15 protein-coding genes are annotated in these 15,811 nt (G+C 64.1%); 6 read left to right on the top strand and 9 right to left on the bottom strand.

Going from position 1 to position 15,811, the window contains the following annotated elements; all coding sequences use genetic code 11:
* Positions 1-2 precede the first annotated feature (2 nt).
* The gene (locus tag J3454_RS10710) at positions 3-1,166 is read left to right on the top strand and encodes a CaiB/BaiF CoA transferase family protein (RefSeq protein WP_349513742.1); all 1,164 of its coding nucleotides are present in this window, start codon (positions 3-5) and stop codon (positions 1,164-1,166) included.
* On the opposite strand, the gene J3454_RS10705 is transcribed toward J3454_RS10710, so the two are convergent.
* The 7 genes from J3454_RS10705 to hisS form a co-directional block, all read right to left on the bottom strand.
* Positions 1,163-2,374 carry a DUF418 domain-containing protein gene (locus J3454_RS10705; protein ID WP_349513741.1) on the bottom strand — a complete coding sequence of 404 codons (1,212 nt, stop codon included), beginning with the start codon at positions 2,372-2,374 and terminating at the stop codon, positions 1,163-1,165. The two genes, J3454_RS10710 and J3454_RS10705, sit on opposite strands and share 4 nt — an antisense overlap.
* A 22-nt stretch (positions 2,375-2,396) precedes the next feature.
* On the bottom strand, positions 2,397-3,638 hold the full coding sequence (metK, locus tag J3454_RS10700) for a methionine adenosyltransferase (protein WP_349513740.1): 1,242 nt from the start codon (positions 3,636-3,638) through the stop codon (positions 2,397-2,399).
* A gap of 97 nt (positions 3,639-3,735) precedes the next feature.
* Entirely contained in the window at positions 3,736-5,310 is a 1,575-nt protein-coding gene (gene lnt, locus J3454_RS10695; RefSeq protein WP_502878590.1) for an apolipoprotein N-acyltransferase, read from the bottom strand.
* A gap of 76 nt (positions 5,311-5,386) precedes the next feature.
* Positions 5,387-6,196: a DUF4167 domain-containing protein gene (locus J3454_RS10690; RefSeq protein WP_349513738.1), complete on the bottom strand. Its 810-nt coding sequence runs from the start codon at positions 6,194-6,196 to the stop codon at positions 5,387-5,389.
* A 277-nt stretch (positions 6,197-6,473) separates the two neighbouring features.
* The gene (prmC, locus tag J3454_RS10685; protein ID WP_349513737.1) at positions 6,474-7,313 is read right to left on the bottom strand and encodes a peptide chain release factor N(5)-glutamine methyltransferase; all 840 of its coding nucleotides are present in this window, start codon (positions 7,311-7,313) and stop codon (positions 6,474-6,476) included.
* 8 nt (positions 7,314-7,321) lie between these two features.
* Positions 7,322-8,389: a peptide chain release factor 1 gene (gene prfA / locus J3454_RS10680; RefSeq protein WP_349513736.1), complete on the bottom strand. Its 1,068-nt coding sequence runs from the start codon at positions 8,387-8,389 to the stop codon at positions 7,322-7,324.
* Positions 8,390-8,513: 124 nt separating this feature from the next.
* Entirely contained in the window at positions 8,514-9,785 is a 1,272-nt protein-coding gene (hisS, locus tag J3454_RS10675) for a histidine--tRNA ligase (RefSeq protein WP_349513942.1), read from the bottom strand.
* 118 nt (positions 9,786-9,903) lie between these two features.
* Between hisS and ppa the strand changes: the two genes are divergently transcribed.
* The gene (gene ppa, locus J3454_RS10670) at positions 9,904-10,437 is read left to right on the top strand and encodes an inorganic diphosphatase (RefSeq protein WP_349513735.1); all 534 of its coding nucleotides are present in this window, start codon (positions 9,904-9,906) and stop codon (positions 10,435-10,437) included.
* A 266-nt stretch (positions 10,438-10,703) separates the two neighbouring features.
* On the opposite strand, the gene J3454_RS10665 is transcribed toward ppa, so the two are convergent.
* A complete protein-coding gene (locus tag J3454_RS10665) occupies positions 10,704-11,081 on the bottom strand; it encodes a hypothetical protein (RefSeq protein WP_349513734.1) in 378 nt (125 codons plus the stop codon).
* A 66-nt stretch (positions 11,082-11,147) separates the two neighbouring features.
* Here J3454_RS10665 and J3454_RS10660 point away from each other — a divergent pair, with 66 nt between their 5' ends.
* The 4 genes from J3454_RS10660 to ctrA all read left to right on the top strand — a co-directional run bounded on the left by J3454_RS10660 (position 11,148) and on the right by ctrA (position 14,490).
* Entirely contained in the window at positions 11,148-11,303 is a 156-nt protein-coding gene (locus J3454_RS10660; protein ID WP_349513733.1) for a hypothetical protein, read from the top strand.
* A gap of 29 nt (positions 11,304-11,332) precedes the next feature.
* Positions 11,333-12,115, top strand: coding sequence for an LPS export ABC transporter ATP-binding protein (gene lptB / locus J3454_RS10655; RefSeq protein ID WP_349513732.1), 783 nt, complete (start codon positions 11,333-11,335; stop codon positions 12,113-12,115).
* Positions 12,116-12,127: 12 nt separating this feature from the next.
* Entirely contained in the window at positions 12,128-13,636 is a 1,509-nt protein-coding gene (gene rpoN, locus J3454_RS10650) for an RNA polymerase factor sigma-54 (protein WP_349513731.1), read from the top strand.
* Between the two features lie 158 nt (positions 13,637-13,794).
* A complete protein-coding gene (gene ctrA / locus J3454_RS10645) occupies positions 13,795-14,490 on the top strand; it encodes a response regulator transcription factor CtrA (protein ID WP_068865824.1) in 696 nt (231 codons plus the stop codon).
* A gap of 66 nt (positions 14,491-14,556) precedes the next feature.
* On the opposite strand, the gene J3454_RS10640 is transcribed toward ctrA, so the two are convergent.
* Entirely contained in the window at positions 14,557-15,774 is a 1,218-nt protein-coding gene (locus tag J3454_RS10640) for a mechanosensitive ion channel family protein (protein WP_349513730.1), read from the bottom strand.
* Positions 15,775-15,811 lie beyond the last annotated feature (37 nt).

Here is a 15,811-nt window from a genome sequence, read left to right as displayed (position 1 = left end):
CCATGTGGTTGACGCAGCCCCGCAATCCCGACGCGCCGCTGGCGGGCCTCAAGGTGGTCGAATTGGCGCGGGTGCTGGCGGGGCCGTTCTGCGGGCAGATCCTCGCCGACCTCGGCGCGGATGTGATCAAGGTCGAAAGCCCTGAAGGCGACGGCACGCGCATGTGGGGGCCGCCGTGGGTCGAACGCACCGATGCCACCGGAAACGTTCACCGCGAAGCCGCCTATTACCACGCCTGCAACCGCGGCAAACGCTCGATTATCGCCGATTTCGGCGCAGCGGAGGATCTGGCGCGGGTCAAGGCGCTGATTGCGGACGCGGATGTGGTGATCGAGAACTTCAAGACTGGCAGCCTCGCCAAATTCGGCCTCGATTACGCCGCCTGCTCCGCTGCCAACGCGGGCCTCGTCTATTGCTCGATCACAGGGTTCGGCCTGACCGGCCCACGCGCGCATGAGGCGGGATACGACTTCGTGGTGCAGGGGATGAGCGGGTTCATGTCGCTGACGGGCGAGCCGGAGGGGCATCCGGTCAAGATGGGCATCTCGATCTCCGACCTTTCCACCGGCGTCTGGGCGGCGAACGGGATTCAGGCCGCATTGCTGATGCGGGCGCGGACCGGGCCAAGGCAAGGACTCGGGCAGCAGGTCGATATCAGCCTGATGGATAGCTCGGTTGCGCTGCTATCCAATCAGGCCACATACTACCTCACCACCGGGCAGAACCCACCGCGCATGGGCAATGCCCATGCGCAGGTCGCGCCTTATGGGGTGTTCGCGGTGAGCGACGGGCACGTGATCCTTGCGCCCGCGAATGACGGGCTGTTCCACAAGCTGATGGCTGTGCTGGGGCTGGACCACCTGTCCACCGACCCGCGCTTTCTCGCCAATGGTGATCGCACCGCCAATGCCAAGGCGCTGGACGCCGAAATCGCGGCGGCGGCGGCAGGGTGGAGCAAGCAGGGCCTGCTCGATGCCTGCCACGCGGCGGGAGTGCCTGCGGGGCCGATCAACCGGCTGGACGAGGTCTTTGCCGACCCCCAGGTGGTGGCACGCGGGCTGAGGGTAGACCTTGGCGGGATGCCGGGGGTGCGCAGCCCCTTCGTGTTCTCCGATGCGGAACTCGCGCTCGACCGGCCCTCGCCGCTGCACGGAGAACACAGCTAGGACAGCACCTTCGCCCCGGCGCGCCACAGCCGCTCGAACGGCCCCTGCCCGGCCCGCGCCACCCACGGCGGCGACCACAGCACCATCGCGGCAATCGGGACCAGTCCGATGCCAAACGCCTGCCAGCGGCTGACTTCGCCGAACAGCTCCAGCCCCCATGAAGCGAATACCGCCGACAGGATCACGCTGGTCATCAGGTAATTGGTCAGCGATAGTCGCCCCACCGCCGCAAGCGTGCGGGTCACGCGGTTCTCCGCACCGAAAAACGCCATCGCCAGCGCGGCATAGGCGACCCCCAGCAGCGTGTCGAACGGCGCGGACAGCACCAGCGCCGCCGCTCCGGCCAAGGCCGCGGGGAAGCCTTGCGTCACCTGCCACGCCGCCAGCGCCAGCAGCCCCGGCAGCGCCGCCAGCGCGCTCAAGGCGGCCAGCCGTTGCAGCCGGAATGTGCGCCATTCGCCCTTCAGCATCCCCGCCTTCCACAGCCCCATGCCGAGCGTGATTGCCGCCAGATTGAGTGGCAACGAAGCGACCAGTGTCGTCAGTTGGGCGGGAATTGCCCCTCCGCGCCGCACGATCCGCTCGGCGAAACCTTCGCGCCCCTGCTCCAGCAGCGCGGCGAGTTGCGCGGGATCGCTGCCGAAATTGCGTTCCGCCCACAACAGCGCGTCACTGCCGGAACGGTTCACATGAAAATCGACCATCGCGCTGCCGAACACCGTCAAGCCGAGGCCGAAATGCACGGTGATCAGCCCGATGGCGACCGCAATAAGCGCCCGCGCCGAAAGCCCGGTCAGCAGCGGCACCGCCAGCCCCGCCAGCGCATAGGCGCGCAGCACATCATTGCTGGCGAGCATCGTGGCGTGGACAAGCCCGATAGCGAACAGCGCCGCCATCCGCGCAAAATGTGCGCGCCACGCCTGCCGCCCTGCGCCTGCGCCGCCCTTCTCCAGCAGGATCAGGCAGCCTGCGCCGAACAGCATCGCGAACAGGGTGCGGAACTTGTCCTCGATGAAGATGAAGCTCGCCAGCCACACCCAGTAATCGCCTGCGCTATCCCCGCCATAGGCGACCGGGTTGTAATAGGCCGGCCCGGGCAGCGCGAAGGCATGCACGTTCAACCCCACGATGCCGATCACCGCGAGGCCCCGCAGTGCATCGAGCGCGAGCATTCGCTGTCCGGACAAGGGGGTGGCGGGCGTCACCATGGCTGACGCCCTAGCCGGGAATTCAGGCCAATGCAGCCTTCAGATCATCGACCAGATCGAGCCGTTCCCACGGAAAGAAATCGCCATCCGGCTTGCGCCCGAAATGGCCGTAGGCAGCGCTCTTCTGGTAGATCGGCTTGTTGAGGCCGAGATGCGTGCGGATGCTGCGCGGGGTCAACCCGCCAAGCTTGGCATTGCCGAGGATGACCGCTTCGATGGCATCGTCGCCGACTGTACCGGTGCCGTGGGTATCGACATAGAGCGAAAGCGGCTGCGATACGCCGATGGCATAGGCGATCTGGATGGTGCAGCGCGTGGCAAGACCGGCGGCGACGACGTTCTTGGCGAGGTAGCGGGTGATGTAGGCGGCCGAACGATCGACCTTGGTCGGGTCCTTGCCGCTGAACGCGCCGCCGCCGTGGGGGCTGGCGCCGCCATAGGTATCGACGATGATCTTGCGCCCCGTCAGGCCTGCGTCGCCATCCGGTCCGCCGATCACGAAGCTGCCCGTCGGGTTGATGTGCCAGGTCGTTTCGTCCGACAGGAACCCGGCCGGCAGGATTTCGCCGACGACTTGCTTCACATAGGCCTTGAGCTCGGCTTCCTTGTCGCCCTCGTCATAGCCTTCGGCGTGTTGGGTGCTGACGACGATGGCGGTGCAGGCAACCGGCTTGCCGTCGCGATAGCGCAACGTGACCTGGCTCTTGGCGTCGGGCTCAAGGAACGGCGCGGCGCCCGAGTGGCGATCTGCGGCAAGCCGTTCGAGGATCTTATGGCTATAATCGAGCGTCGCCGGCATCAGGTCGGGAGTCTCGTCGCAGGCAAAGCCGAACATGATGCCCTGGTCGCCGGCGCCCTCGTCCTTGTTCGATCCTTCGGCCCCCGCGTCAACGCCCTGCGCGATGTGGGCCGACTGGCCATGCAGGTGGTTTTCGAAGGTCAGCGTCTTCCAGTGAAAACCGTCCTGTTCGTAGCCGATGTCCTTGATTGTCCGGCGAACGGCGCTTTCGATCTCGTCGCGCGCGCCCGGCGCCCAGTAGCCGTTGAACTTCCAGTCCTCGTTCTTGTCGTCATACATCGGCCTGCAGCGAATTTCGCCCGACAGCATCACCCGCTGGGTGGTGGTCATGGTTTCGCAGGCGACGCGCGCTTCGGGGTCCTTGGCGAGCATCAGATCGACGATCGCATCGGAAATCTGGTCGGAAACCTTGTCCGGGTGGCCTTCGGAGACGCTTTCGGAGGTGAAGAGATATTCGGTGCGCATGAGTCCCCCAGGGGCTGTGATGATCGGCTTCTCACCGGACGCGCCACCTTATGCAGATATAAGGAAACCTTTATGTCCGGCTTTATTCCGCATCGCCCTAGCCGCGCACGCGGGCCAGCGCAAGCGCTCTTGGCAGGCCCAGCCCCAGCGCGATCAGCAGCGCGGCCCAAGCCAGCGTCAGCCAGTGGCCCGCCTGCGCGAACAGCGTCGGCGGCTTGGCGGAGGGGACAAAGCCTTCGAGCGCGTCGGCCTTGCCCCGTTCGATGCTACTGCGCACGATTCCGTTGGCGTCGATTACCGCGCTGATCCCGGTGGTGGTCGAACGCAGCACCGGCAGGCCTTCCTCGATCGCCCGCATCCGCGCCTGCGCCAGATGCTGCGGCGGCCCCCAGTGCCCGAACCAGCCGTCATTCGAGGGATTGAAGATGTAATCAGGGCGGTTCGCATCATCGACCACTTCGCCAGAGAACACGATTTCATAGCAGATCTGGATGCCCGCCTTGCCGTGTTCACCCAGATCGAGCGTGCCCGGCCCCGGCCCCGGCAGGTAATCGATGCTGCCCGCCACCAGCCGCGAAATGCCGAGCGGTTCGAGCAGCGGGCGCATCGGCAGGTATTCGCCGTAAGGCACCAGATGCGCCTTGGCATATTGCGCCCTGATTGCGCCCGCACCGTTGATCGCCATCACCGAATTGCGTGCGCTGACCGCGCCCAGGGTGCCGTGCGCAAGCGGGGCGATGTCGAGGTTGACCACCCCGGTCAGCAGCGTCGATTGCGGGCCGATCACATTGCCGATGCGCCGCCGGGCAACCACGGGATCGCCCCCGGCGGTCATCTGGAGATAGAAGCGTTCGGGGTAGCCTTCCTCAAGGTAATCGGGCACCGCGCTTTCGGGCCACAGCACAAGACGCGATTGGTCGCGTGCGCCCGCGCTCAGCGCAGTCAGGCGGGCGAACTGCTCGTCGAACTTGGCAGGATCGTTGATCTCGCTCTGCGGAAGATAGGGCTGGACGAGGGTGTAGCGGATGTCGCTGTCGGGTCGCGACGGCAGGACCGGGACGTGCATGACAAAGGCCATGGCTGCGAAAGGCACGATCAGGCCCGCCAAACGATTGCGCGCGGCGTTGGCGGATATTCCTGTCCCCAGCAGAACCGCCAACCCTGACAGAGCATAGGTGCCCATCCAGGGCAGCAACCCTGCGAGCCCCGGCGTGTCCCACCCGCCCAGCAGCATCAGCCCGAGCGGCGGCCATGGATAGCCTGTGAAAAAGGTCCCTCGCGCCCATTCGGTGAGCGTCCACGCGCCCGCCAACACCACCCCGAAGGCCCACAGCGGAGCGCGGCGCGCCACCAGATGCGTCGCCAGCGCGGCAATGGCGGGATACACCGCGAGATAGATGCACAAGAGCGGCACCGCCGCCCAGCCCAGCACCTCGGGCATCTTGGCCTGATGGGTAAAGGCGGTCGCGATCCAGTTGTTGGCGAGCGTCAGATGCGCCCAGCCGAAACACCAGCCGATCCACAATGCGGCGCGTTTGGTGGGTGCCTGATAGAGAACCCAAACGAACCCGGCGAGCGCGGCAAGGCCCAGCGGCCACAGGTGCAGCGGCGGATAGGCACAGGCCGCAATCAGCCCCAGTACAATCGCCGAGAGCGCCGGACGGCGTTGCATCAGCGCCGGGATGGCGCTGGCCCACGCACCCAGCCTTGCGGTTGGTGTCACGGGATCACGCCGTGCCAGCGGTCAATCAGCCGACCGCTTCCAGCGTGCCGTCGCTGTCGCCGGAGCCGCCGGAGCCATTGCCGGCCTTGCCGTCCGAATCCTCGCCGCGAATCGAGGGCGGCAGGATCGAGCTATCGATACCGCCCTGATCATTGGCGCGGCTTTCGTCGGCAGGCTTGCGCGGCTTGCGAGCGCGCGGCGCGGGCTTGGCGTCGGACGTTTCAGCCGCTTTCTCGGCGCGCTTTGGGCTGCGCGGGGCCTCGCTGCGTTCCGCACGTTCTGCACGGGGGGCACGTTCGGTGCGCTCGCCGCGATTGTCCTCACGCGGCTTGCGCGGCTGGCGCCGGGTGTTCTGCTGGCGCGGCTGCCCGCCGCGATCATCGCCCCGATCATTGCCACGATCATCGGACGAAGAGGATTCACCCTCCTGCCCCCGCTCGCCTTCAGCCTGATCACCGCGGGAATCGTTGTCCTGCTGTTCGTAGCGGGTGCGCGACGACTGCTCGCTGCGGCGGCCGCGATCGAAATCGAGATCGTCATCGCCGAAATCTTCGGATTGTTCGCGCTCGTCACTGCGGCGCGAGCCGCGCGTTTCGTCCTGACGCACCTTGTTGTCGGCGATCACACGGAAATAGTGATCGGCGAACTGCAGATACTGTTCCATCTGCACCCGGTCGCCATTGTGATGAGCGTCCTGCGCCAGCTTCTTGTACTTTTCGAGCATCTGTGGCGCATTGCCCCGCGCCCGGCTGTCGATCCGATTAAGCTGGTTGCCATTGCCGCCCTGCGGACGGTTCCCGCGCCCACGGCGACGGTTGTTGCGATTGTTATTCAAGGAAATTGTTCCTTAATCAGCGGCCCGGTGCGAAAAACGAATGCACGCGCGGCCAACAGACCCCTTGTCCTTGCGCCTCACGTTTTGGCATTGCCGATCCGGCCCTGCCAACCTGTGACGCGCGCTCCGTGCTGACATGACCGGGGACGTGCCCAGACGGCCGTTTCAAGCGAGAAGTGGAGCTTGGCTCAGCGATTTGCGCCCTTCGCAATTCGTCTGTCCTGATATCGAAGTAGCGATGGATAAGCGCTTTGCCAAGCCCTACGCGGTTTTTCCTTCAACGAAGTATCAATGCGCGCGGCCGCCGGGCAAGATCATGGCGCAATTCGACCGCGAAACCGGCGGCCTCGGCAATGGCGCTGACCGCCTCGGCCTGACCTGCGCCGATTTCGAACACGGCGACTCCGCCGGGCACAAGCAACTTGCCAAGCTGCGGGATCAGGACGCGGTAGTCGTCAAGCCCCTCCGGCCCGGCGAACAGCGCGCTGGCGGGTTCGTGATCGCGCACTTGGCGGTCGAGCGCCGCGTCCGCCTCGACATAAGGCGGATTGCACAGGACGAGGTCGAAGGTGCCGAGGCGGCGCGTCCAACCGGGTTTCGTCCAGTCTGCCGTCCACAACCTCACCCGGTGATCGAGACCGAGGCCTGACGCATTCTCGTCTGCCACGCCGATCGCAGCGACGGATTTGTCGATACCGACTCCTGTTGCCTGCCAGCGCGCGCCCACGATCTCCGTTTCGGCGAGAAAGGTCAGCAGCAGTGCGCCCGAGCCGGTTCCAAGGTCGAGCACACGCTCGGCATGGGGTTTGACCTCGAGAGCAGCCTGAATGATCGTCTCGCTGTCAGCCCGGGGAATCAGCGTATCGGCAGTCACGCGAAAGTCGCGTCCATAGAACTCCTGCGTCCCGATGATATAGGCCACGGGCTCATGCGCTACGCGCCGTTCGATGCTTTCGAAGAAGCGCTTCGGCGCGGTGTGGCCCATGTAGCGGAGCAACAGGTCTGACCGGCTGACCTCGAAAGCATGCGCCATCAGCAATTCTGCATCGAGCCGCGCGGTATCGCTCGCGGGCGCGAGGCGCGTCGCAGCGGCACGGATCGCTTCACCGACGGTCATGCCGCCCATCACTCGCTCAGCGCCGCCAGCCGCTTGCCTTCGTCCTCGGATATCAGCGCATCGACCAATTCGGCGAGCCCCGGTCCGGCGAGCACTTCCTCAAGCTTGTGCAGGGTCAGCCCGATGCGGTGATCGGTGACGCGGCCTTGGGGGAAATTGTAGGTGCGGATGCGTTCGGAACGATCTCCGCTGCCGACCATCGCCTTGCGCGCCTCGGCCTCGGCGCCCTGCGTGGCCTCGCGCTGGGCGTCATACAGCCGCGTGCGCAGCACCTGCATCGCCTTTTCCTTGTTCTTGTGCTGGCTGCGGCCGTCCTGGCAGGTGACCACGGTGTTGGTCGGCAGGTGGGTGATCCGCACCGCCGAATCGGTCGTATTGACGTGCTGCCCGCCGGCGCCGCTTGCCCGATAGACGTCGATCTTGAGGTCTTTTTCCTCGACCGACACATCCACGTCGTCCGGCTCCGGCAGCACCGCCACGGTCGCCGCCGAGGTGTGGATGCGCCCGCCGCTTTCGGTGACAGGCACGCGCTGGACGCGGTGGACGCCGCTTTCGAACTTGAGTTTCGCGAACACCCCGGTGCCGGTGACATTGGCGATCACTTCCTTGAACCCGCCGATGTCGGAGGCATTGATGCTGACCGCTTCGACCTTCCAGCCCTGTTCGGCGGCGTAGCGTTCGTACATGCGGTAAAGGTCGGCGGCGAACAGCGCGGCCTCGTCGCCCCCCGTCCCGGCGCGGATTTCGAGCATCGCTGGCTTGGCATCGGCGCTGTCACGCGGCAGCAGCGCGATGGCGAGGCGGCGTTCGAGATCGGGGAGCGTGGCCTTGATTTCGCTGAGTTCCTCCTCCGCCATCGCCTTCATTTCGGGGTCGGCGAGCATCTCGGACAGCCCCGCCATTTCCTCGCGCGCGGCTTTCACTTCGGCGGCGATTTTCGCCACCGGTTCGAGTTCGGCATAGTCGCGGGAGGCGCGGACAAAGGCCTCACCCTCCAGCGTGCCGGACGCCATGCGCGCTTCCAGCTCTGCAAAGCGGTGCGCGATCTGGTCAAGGCGTTCGGGAGGGATTTGCATAAGCTTGCTGATACTCGTCTTCCCGGACTTGATCCGGGATCCCGCTACTTAATGACCCGCCGCGAGAAGAAAAGCGGGGCCCCGGGTCAAGCCCGGGGAGGCGATGTTTAGAACCCTATTTGACCTAAAATTCGGAGGCTTCCTGATACTCTTGCAGGAACGATCTTGCTTCCTCGACCCGGCCAATGCCAGCATCGAAATGAGCAAACTTTGTGGTGTGCGCACCGTCGCGAACGTCAAATGAGACCAGCACCGCAGGTTCTGCTTTACGTGCTTTGTCAAAACGCTTTCTTGGGCTCCCGGATGCAAAGAGTTCCGTCCTAAACCCAGCGTTTCGGCAACGAGCCACTAATTGCGCAGCCTCAAGTTCTCGGGTTGAGTTCTCGGCAACGATCGCGATTTCCAGAGTGTCAGCCTCCCGCGCCCCGACCAGCATAGCCAGCCGCTCAATCCCCGCAGCCCAGCCCACCGCCGGGGTCGGCGCGCCGCCGAGCGATTCCATCAGCCCGTCATAACGCCCGCCGCCCAGCACCGTGCTCTGAGCACCCAACGCAGCCGCCGAGGCGCTGCCTTCGTCGGGGATGAATTCGAATGCCGTGTGGCGATAGTAATCGAGGCCCCGGACAAGGCTTTCCGCCCGCACCCACTTCACCCCCGCCGCATCCAGCCCGCTGGTGACAGCGGCGAAGAACGCCGAAGCCTCCTCCGACAGGAAGGCGTCGATCTTCGGCGCATCGGCTAGGAACGGCTTGTCTCGTGGGTCTTTGCTGTCGAGAATTCGGAGCGGGTTCTTCTCCAGCCGCTCCTGCGATTCCTCGGACAGTTGACCCTTCACACCGAGGAAATACGCCACCAAAGCCGCCCGCCACGCCTCCCGGCTCGCACCATCGCCAAGCGTGTTGAGGTGCAGCGTCACATCGTGAATCCCCAGCTCCTTCAACAACTGATCCGCCATCGCCAGCAATTCCACGTCCGCCTGCGGCTCGCCCGCGCCGATCACTTCGGCGTCGATCTGGTGGAACTGGCGGTAGCGGCCCTTTTGCGGGCGTTCATACCGGAACAGCGGGCCGTGGGTCGCCACCTTCAGCGGCGCATATTGCTGCCAGCCGTTCGTCAGATAAGCGCGGGCAATCCCGGCAGTGAATTCAGGGCGCAGGGTCAGGCTCTCCCCGCCGCGATCGTCGAAGGAATACATCTCCTTCGACACCACATCGGTGGTCTCGCCCAAGGACCGCGCAAACACCTGGGTCTTTTCGAACACCGGCATTTCCAACCGGCGGAAGCGGTACAGGCCGCGGACACGCTCGAAAGTCTCGACCACGAAGGCGAAGGCCTCGGCATCGGCGCCGAAGATGTCCTGGGTGCCTCTGATGGCCTGCGGTGTCTTTTTGCTCATGGCTGTCCCTAACTTAAGTGGCGCGATTAGGGCCACGCAGGGTCTTTCGCAATCCTGCGACACGCATTAAGGGCCGCGACACAGTTATTCAGCCGCATCCACCTGAAAAGAGACCATCATGCGCATCGACAAGATCCCCACTGGCGTGAACCCGCCCGAAGATCTCAACGTCATCATCGAAGTGCCGACCGGCGGCGAGCCGGTGAAGTACGAATTCGACAAGGAATCAGGCGCGCTGTTCGTCGACCGCATCCTGCACACGCCGATGCGCTATCCGGCCAATTACGGCTTCGTGCCGCATACGCTCAGCCCCGATGGCGACCCGCTCGATGCGCTGGTGATCGCGCGCTCGCCCTTCATCCCCGGCTGCGTGGTGCGCGCCCGTCCGATCGGCGTGCTCAACCTCGAAGACGAGCAGGGCGGCGATGAAAAGCTGATCTGCGTGCCGGTGAAAGAGACCTTCCCCTACTATGCCGACGTGGTCGAGACGAGCGATCTGCCCTCGATCATCTTCCAGCAGATCGAGCACTTCTTCACCCACTACAAGGATCTGGAAACCGAAAAGTGGGTGCGCGTGGGCAAGTGGGGCGATGCTGCCGAAGCGCGCAAGGTCACGATCGAAGCGATCGAGCGTTACGCTTCTGGTAAGTAGCACGCCCAAGGCGTGCTTCCTCGGTGCTATTCCCGTTGCTGCGCAACGGGGCACCTGCGGCTCGAGCGCGTGCCCTCGAGGTCGCTGGCGCGACCGGCTTTCTCCGATGGACTGAAGCATAATGATGATCGGTTGCGCAGCAACCGCAAGGCCGGAGTCGAAGCCGAAGGCGCAGACGTGCGAAGCACACCTGCATGGCCGCCCGCAGCGACGCGGCCATTGGGCCGCATGAGCGAGGATTTCGCAGCCCGGATGGGCTGCGGACATCAAAAAATACTCAGCAATCCCTTGAACAGCAGCGCCAGCGCGAAGGGCAGACCAATCGCCAGCGTCCAAAGCCCCGCCACATCGCGGCGGAAAGCGGCGGCATAGGCCTCGTCCGCGGCCTCATCGTCGTTCAGCCCGATCCAGCGACTCTCGAACCAGCGCAAGGCCGGGATGATGCCTGCCACCAGAACGATCAGCGCAAGGTAGGGCAACAGACTGGAGGTGCCCTCGCTCAACGCCTTGACCGTCACGAAAATCTGCAGGCCGGTATAGACCAGCAGGCCGTAAGCGACATGATCGCTCATCGCCCTGCGCCAGTCGCGCGTGCGCGGTTTGACGTAGGTTGCGCCGTGCCGATGTTCGGTTGCTTTGCCCATCTTCTGCCGATCCCCAACGGTGTGACGTGTCGGGCGAGTATCGCAAACCGCGCCAAAGGTTGCAATATGGCGAAAAAATTCGTCACTTTGTTGCGTCATGCGCAATGGCAGCGCGCCAAGCATCGGAATTCGCCCGTAGTTTGTCATTCCGCCGCCGCCAGATACCTGTCGGCACCACCATTAAGCAAAAATCCTGCCAAACGCCCTGCGGGTCTTTTCTGAACTTTCAGGGCTGCTAAAGACCCCATGACATGGCCGACTCCCTTTCTTCCGATGCGGTGGCCGAAACCGCCCCTGATAGCCACCCGCTGGGCAGCGGGCTGGAGGTGATCTCGATCGCCAAAAGCTATGACAAGCGCGCTGTGCTGACCGATATCTCGCTGCACGTGGCGAAGGGTGAGGTCCTCGGTCTGCTCGGCCCTAACGGCGCAGGCAAGACCACCTGTTTCTATTCCATCATGGGTCTGGTGAAGCCGGATTCGGGCCGTATCCTGATGGACGGCGAGGATGTGACCAAGCTGCCGATGTATCGTCGCGCCATTCTCGGCCTTGGCTATCTGCCGCAGGAAACCAGCATCTTTCGCGGGATGACGGTGGAGCAGAACATCAACAGCGTGCTCGAACTGGTCGAGCCGGATCGCACCACCCGCGCCGCCGAACTGGAACGGCTGCTCGATGAATTCGGCCTTGCCCGTCTGCGCGAATCGCCCGCGATGGCGCTGTCGGGCGGCGAGCGGCGGCGCTGCGAGATTGCCCGCGCGCTGGCGGCCAAGCCCTCGATCATGCTGCTGGACGAACCCTTTGCGGGGATCGACCCGCTGTCGATCAGCGACATCCGCGAGCTTGTGCGCGACCTGAAGGCGCGCGGCATCGGCGTGCTGATCACCGATCACAACGTGCGCGAAACGCTCGACATCGTCGACCGCGCCTGCATCATCTATGGCGGTCAGGTGCTGTTCGCCGGTTCGCCGCAGGAACTGGTGGCGGACGAAAACGTGCGGCGGCTGTATCTCGGCGAGAGCTTCACGCTCTAGCGCGGCACAGGCATGGCATTAGGCCCCCGCCTCGATTTACGGCAATCGCAATCGCTGGTGATGACGCCGCAATTGCAGCAGGCGATCAAGCTGCTGGCGGCCTCCAACCTCGAAATCGAAAGCTTCATCGCCGAAGCGCTCGAGGCCAACCCGCTCCTCGACACCGGCGGGCCTGCCGACGGCGCCGAGCCGGAGCGCGGCGAAGAAAGCGTCGTCCTGCCCGAAGATGCGCCGGCGGATCAATTGATGGCGCTGGGCGGCGGGGAAGGCGATGCGCCGCTCGATCTCGCATCGGTCGACCGTGACTGGGACACCGGCGACGGCGCGGGCAGCAACAGCCGCGATGCCGAATGGGGCGCGGCCGCGTCAAACGGCACCGATTTCAGCGATATGCCCGACTGGGAGCAGCTGCGCGCCGCCGAAGTGACGCTGGCCGAGCATCTCGAATCCCAGATCGGCGCTGCCGCAAACGATTCGCGCAGCGCCTTCATCGCACGCCACATCATCGGCCTGCTCGACGATGCGGGCTATCTGGCCACGCCGATTGAAGACGTTGCCGGCGATCTGGGTGTCGATCTGTTCGAGGCCGAAGCCGCGCTGGCGCTGGTCCAGTCGCTCGATCCCAGCGGCGTGGGCGCGCGCAATCTGGCCGAATGCATCGCCATCCAGGCGCGCGAGGCAGATCGTTACGATCCGTGCATGGCAGCGCTGATCGCCAATCTCGAACTGGTCGCGCGCGGCGAGGTGGAGCGGTTGAAGCGCCTGTGCCGGGTCGACGACGAGGATTTCGCGGACATGCTGCGCGAACTGCGCAGTTACGATCCCAAGCCCGGCCTCGCCTTCGCGCCGTCGGCCACCAGCACCGTGGTGCCCGACATCCTTATCACCGCCAACACAGCGGGCGGATGGGACATAGCACTGAACGAGGAGACCCTGCCCAAGTTGATCGTCAATCGCGGCTATTTCCTCGAACTCACCGGCGGCGCGGCGGACAAGTCCTCGCAAGGGTGGCTGAAGGAAAAGCTGGCCGATGCACACTGGCTTATCCGTGCGCTGGACCAACGGCAGAAGACCATTCTCAAGACCGCCGCCGAGATCGTGAAGCAGCAGGACGGGTTCTTTCGGCGCGGCGTGGCCGAACTGCGCCCGCTGACCTTGCGCGAAGTGGCTGAGCAGATCGAGATGCACGAAAGCACCGTCAGCCGGGTGACCAGCAACAAATATCTGGCCTGCGCACGCGGGACGTTCGAACTGAAATACTTCTTCACCAGCGGAGTCGCGCGGTTTGGGGAGGGCGCCAACGGCGAAGGCGCTTCGAGCGCCACGATCAAGGCGCGGATCAAGGCGCTGATCGATGCCGAAACCGTGAAGAACATCCTGTCCGACCAGCAGCTCGCCGAAATGCTGCAGAAGGAAGGCTTCGACCTAGCCCGGCGTACTGTGGCAAAATATCGCGAGGCGATCGGGCTGGGATCGAGCGCCGAGCGGCGCAGGGCGAAGAAGCTGGCGGGGCTGCGTTAGGAGTTTGGCCGGTCGCTGCCGGGTGTGACTCGAAAGACTCACCTCGAAATCTTAACGCCCTAAACTTCTTATTAACCTTTTTTGGTGAGAAGTGGCGTGGTTAACAAACGGCAACCTCTCCTAAGCAGGGGTTACCAAGGGCAAGATAGGGGCCAGCAATGCGTGTTCTGCTGATCGAAGACGAACCGACCACCGCCAAGGCAATCGAGCTGATGCTCACCACCGAAGGCTTCAATGTCTATTCGACCGACCTCGGCGAGGAAGGCTTGGATCTGGGCAAGCTGTATGATTACGACATCATCCTGCTGGACCTGAACCTGCCCGACATGCACGGCTATGACGTGCTGAAGAAGCTGCGCGTCGCCAAGGTGCAGACCCCGGTGCTGATCCTTTCGGGCATCGCCGAAATGGATTCCAAGGTCCGCAGCTTCGGCTTCGGTGCCGATGATTACGTGACCAAGCCGTTCCACCGCGAAGAACTGGTTGCCCGCATCCACGCTGTGGTGCGCCGTTCGAAGGGCCACAGCCAGTCGGTCATCCGCACCGGCAAGCTGGCGGTGAACCTCGATGCCAAAACGGTCGAAGTCGATGGCGCCCGCGTGCACCTGACCGGCAAGGAATATGCGATGCTGGAGCTGCTCTCGCTTCGCAAGGGCACCACGCTGACCAAGGAAATGTTCCTCAACCACCTCTATGGCGGGATGGACGAGCCCGAACTCAAGATCATCGACGTGTTCATCTGCAAGCTGCGCAAGAAGCTTTCGCTGGCATGCGGCGGTGAAAACTACATCGAGACCGTATGGGGCCGCGGCTATGTGCTGCGCGACCCGAACGAAGAGGCGGAGGCTGCCTGAACGCCGCTCTCGGAATGAAACAGGCAAAGGCCCGGAGCAGCGTGCTTCCGGGCCTTTTGCTTTGCACTAAATCCGATCGCCCGTCGTCAGGCTTCCGAAATCCACGCCCGATGGCTCCTGGAACAGGCGCAGGTGGAATTCGGGCAGGATCGACAGGATGTGGTCGAAAATGTCCGACTGGACTCCCTCGTATTCGGCCCAGACGGTGGTATCGGCAAAGCAATAGAGTTCCATCGGGAGGCCCTGCGCGCCCGGTTCAAGCTGGCGCACCATCACCGTGAACCCGCCGCTCACCCGTGGATGGTGGCTCAGATAGGCCAGCGCATAGGCGCGGAACGTGCCGAGATTGGTCAGCCGCCGGCGGTTGATCGGATTCTCCTCGCCGAGGATCTCGCGCGTGTTCCACTCGGCGATCTCGGCCTGCTTTTCCGCCAGATAGGGCCGCAGCAGCCGAAACCGGTGCAGTTCGGTCACCTCCTCGTCGGTCAGGAACCGGATGGTGCTCTGATCGATCGGCAGCGCCCGCTTGATGCGCCGCGCGCCCGCGTCCTTCATCCCGCGCCAGTTGCGATAGGAATCCGACACCAGCAGGTGCGTCGGGATGGTGGTGATCGTCTTGTCGAAGTTCTGCACCTTGACCGTGTGCAGCGAGATGTCGATCACATCGCCATCGGCATCCATGCTCGGCATATCGATCCAGTCGCCCACCCGCAGCATATCATTGGTGGACAATTGCACGCTGGCAACAAGGCTCAGGATCGTGTCCTTGAACACCAGCAGCAGCACCGCGGTGATCGCGCCCAGCCCCGACAATAGCAGCAGCGGCGACTGGTCGATCAGGATCGAGATCACGATCAGCGCCGCGCCGCACAGCACGATGATCTTCACCACCTGCAGATAGCCCTTGATCGGGCGATTGCGCGACTGCGGCAGTCGTTCGTATAATTCGTTGAGGTAAGTCAGTGCCTTGACGATCGCCAGCGCAATCGACAGCACGATCAGCGTCTGCGCGAAATTCGCCGTCACCTCGCGCACGCGTTCGGGAAGGTATGGCACTAGATAGATGCCATTGGCGACGATCAGCAGCGGGATCACGGTGACCAGCCAGCCGACCGCCTTGTCGATCGTCTTGCTCTTGCGGTCGAGCCACGGAGCCGCCGCGCGCAGGATCACATGCTTGAGCAGATAGTTCGCCGCCAGCGCGGCAAGCGCCAGCAGCGTTACGCCGATCAGCGATTGCAGCCACGGTTGCTGGCCTGCCAGAAATTGCGTGAACTCATCCATGGCGTGGGCCGATAGCGGCATTCACCCGGCGACTGCA

This window comes from Erythrobacter sp. NFXS35 (assembly GCF_040148725.1).
In the GTDB taxonomy this organism is placed as follows: Bacteria; Pseudomonadota; Alphaproteobacteria; order Sphingomonadales; family Sphingomonadaceae; genus Erythrobacter.
This window is presented reverse-complemented; position numbering and strand designations above follow the sequence as displayed.

Coding starts and splice junctions, on each gene's coding strand:
- J3454_RS10710 (WP_349513742.1), top strand. CDS start 3: ATGTGGTTGACGCAGCCCCGCAATCCCGACGCGCCGCTGGCGGGCCTC.
- J3454_RS10705 (WP_349513741.1), bottom strand. CDS start 2,374: ATGGTGACGCCCGCCACCCCCTTGTCCGGACAGCGAATGCTCGCGCTC.
- metK (WP_349513740.1), bottom strand. CDS start 3,638: ATGCGCACCGAATATCTCTTCACCTCCGAAAGCGTCTCCGAAGGCCAC.
- lnt (WP_502878590.1), bottom strand. CDS start 5,310: ATGCAACGCCGTCCGGCGCTCTCGGCGATTGTACTGGGGCTGATTGCG.
- prmC (WP_349513737.1), bottom strand. CDS start 7,313: ATGACCGTCGGTGAAGCGATCCGTGCCGCTGCGACGCGCCTCGCGCCC.
- prfA (WP_349513736.1), bottom strand. CDS start 8,389: ATGCAAATCCCTCCCGAACGCCTTGACCAGATCGCGCACCGCTTTGCA.
- hisS (WP_349513942.1), bottom strand. CDS start 9,785: ATGAGCAAAAAGACACCGCAGGCCATCAGAGGCACCCAGGACATCTTC.
- ppa (WP_349513735.1), top strand. CDS start 9,904: ATGCGCATCGACAAGATCCCCACTGGCGTGAACCCGCCCGAAGATCTC.
- J3454_RS10665 (WP_349513734.1), bottom strand. CDS start 11,081: ATGGGCAAAGCAACCGAACATCGGCACGGCGCAACCTACGTCAAACCG.
- J3454_RS10660 (WP_349513733.1), top strand. CDS start 11,148: ATGGCGAAAAAATTCGTCACTTTGTTGCGTCATGCGCAATGGCAGCGC.
- lptB (WP_349513732.1), top strand. CDS start 11,333: ATGGCCGACTCCCTTTCTTCCGATGCGGTGGCCGAAACCGCCCCTGAT.
- rpoN (WP_349513731.1), top strand. CDS start 12,128: ATGGCATTAGGCCCCCGCCTCGATTTACGGCAATCGCAATCGCTGGTG.
- ctrA (WP_068865824.1), top strand. CDS start 13,795: ATGCGTGTTCTGCTGATCGAAGACGAACCGACCACCGCCAAGGCAATC.
- J3454_RS10640 (WP_349513730.1), bottom strand. CDS start 15,774: ATGGATGAGTTCACGCAATTTCTGGCAGGCCAGCAACCGTGGCTGCAA.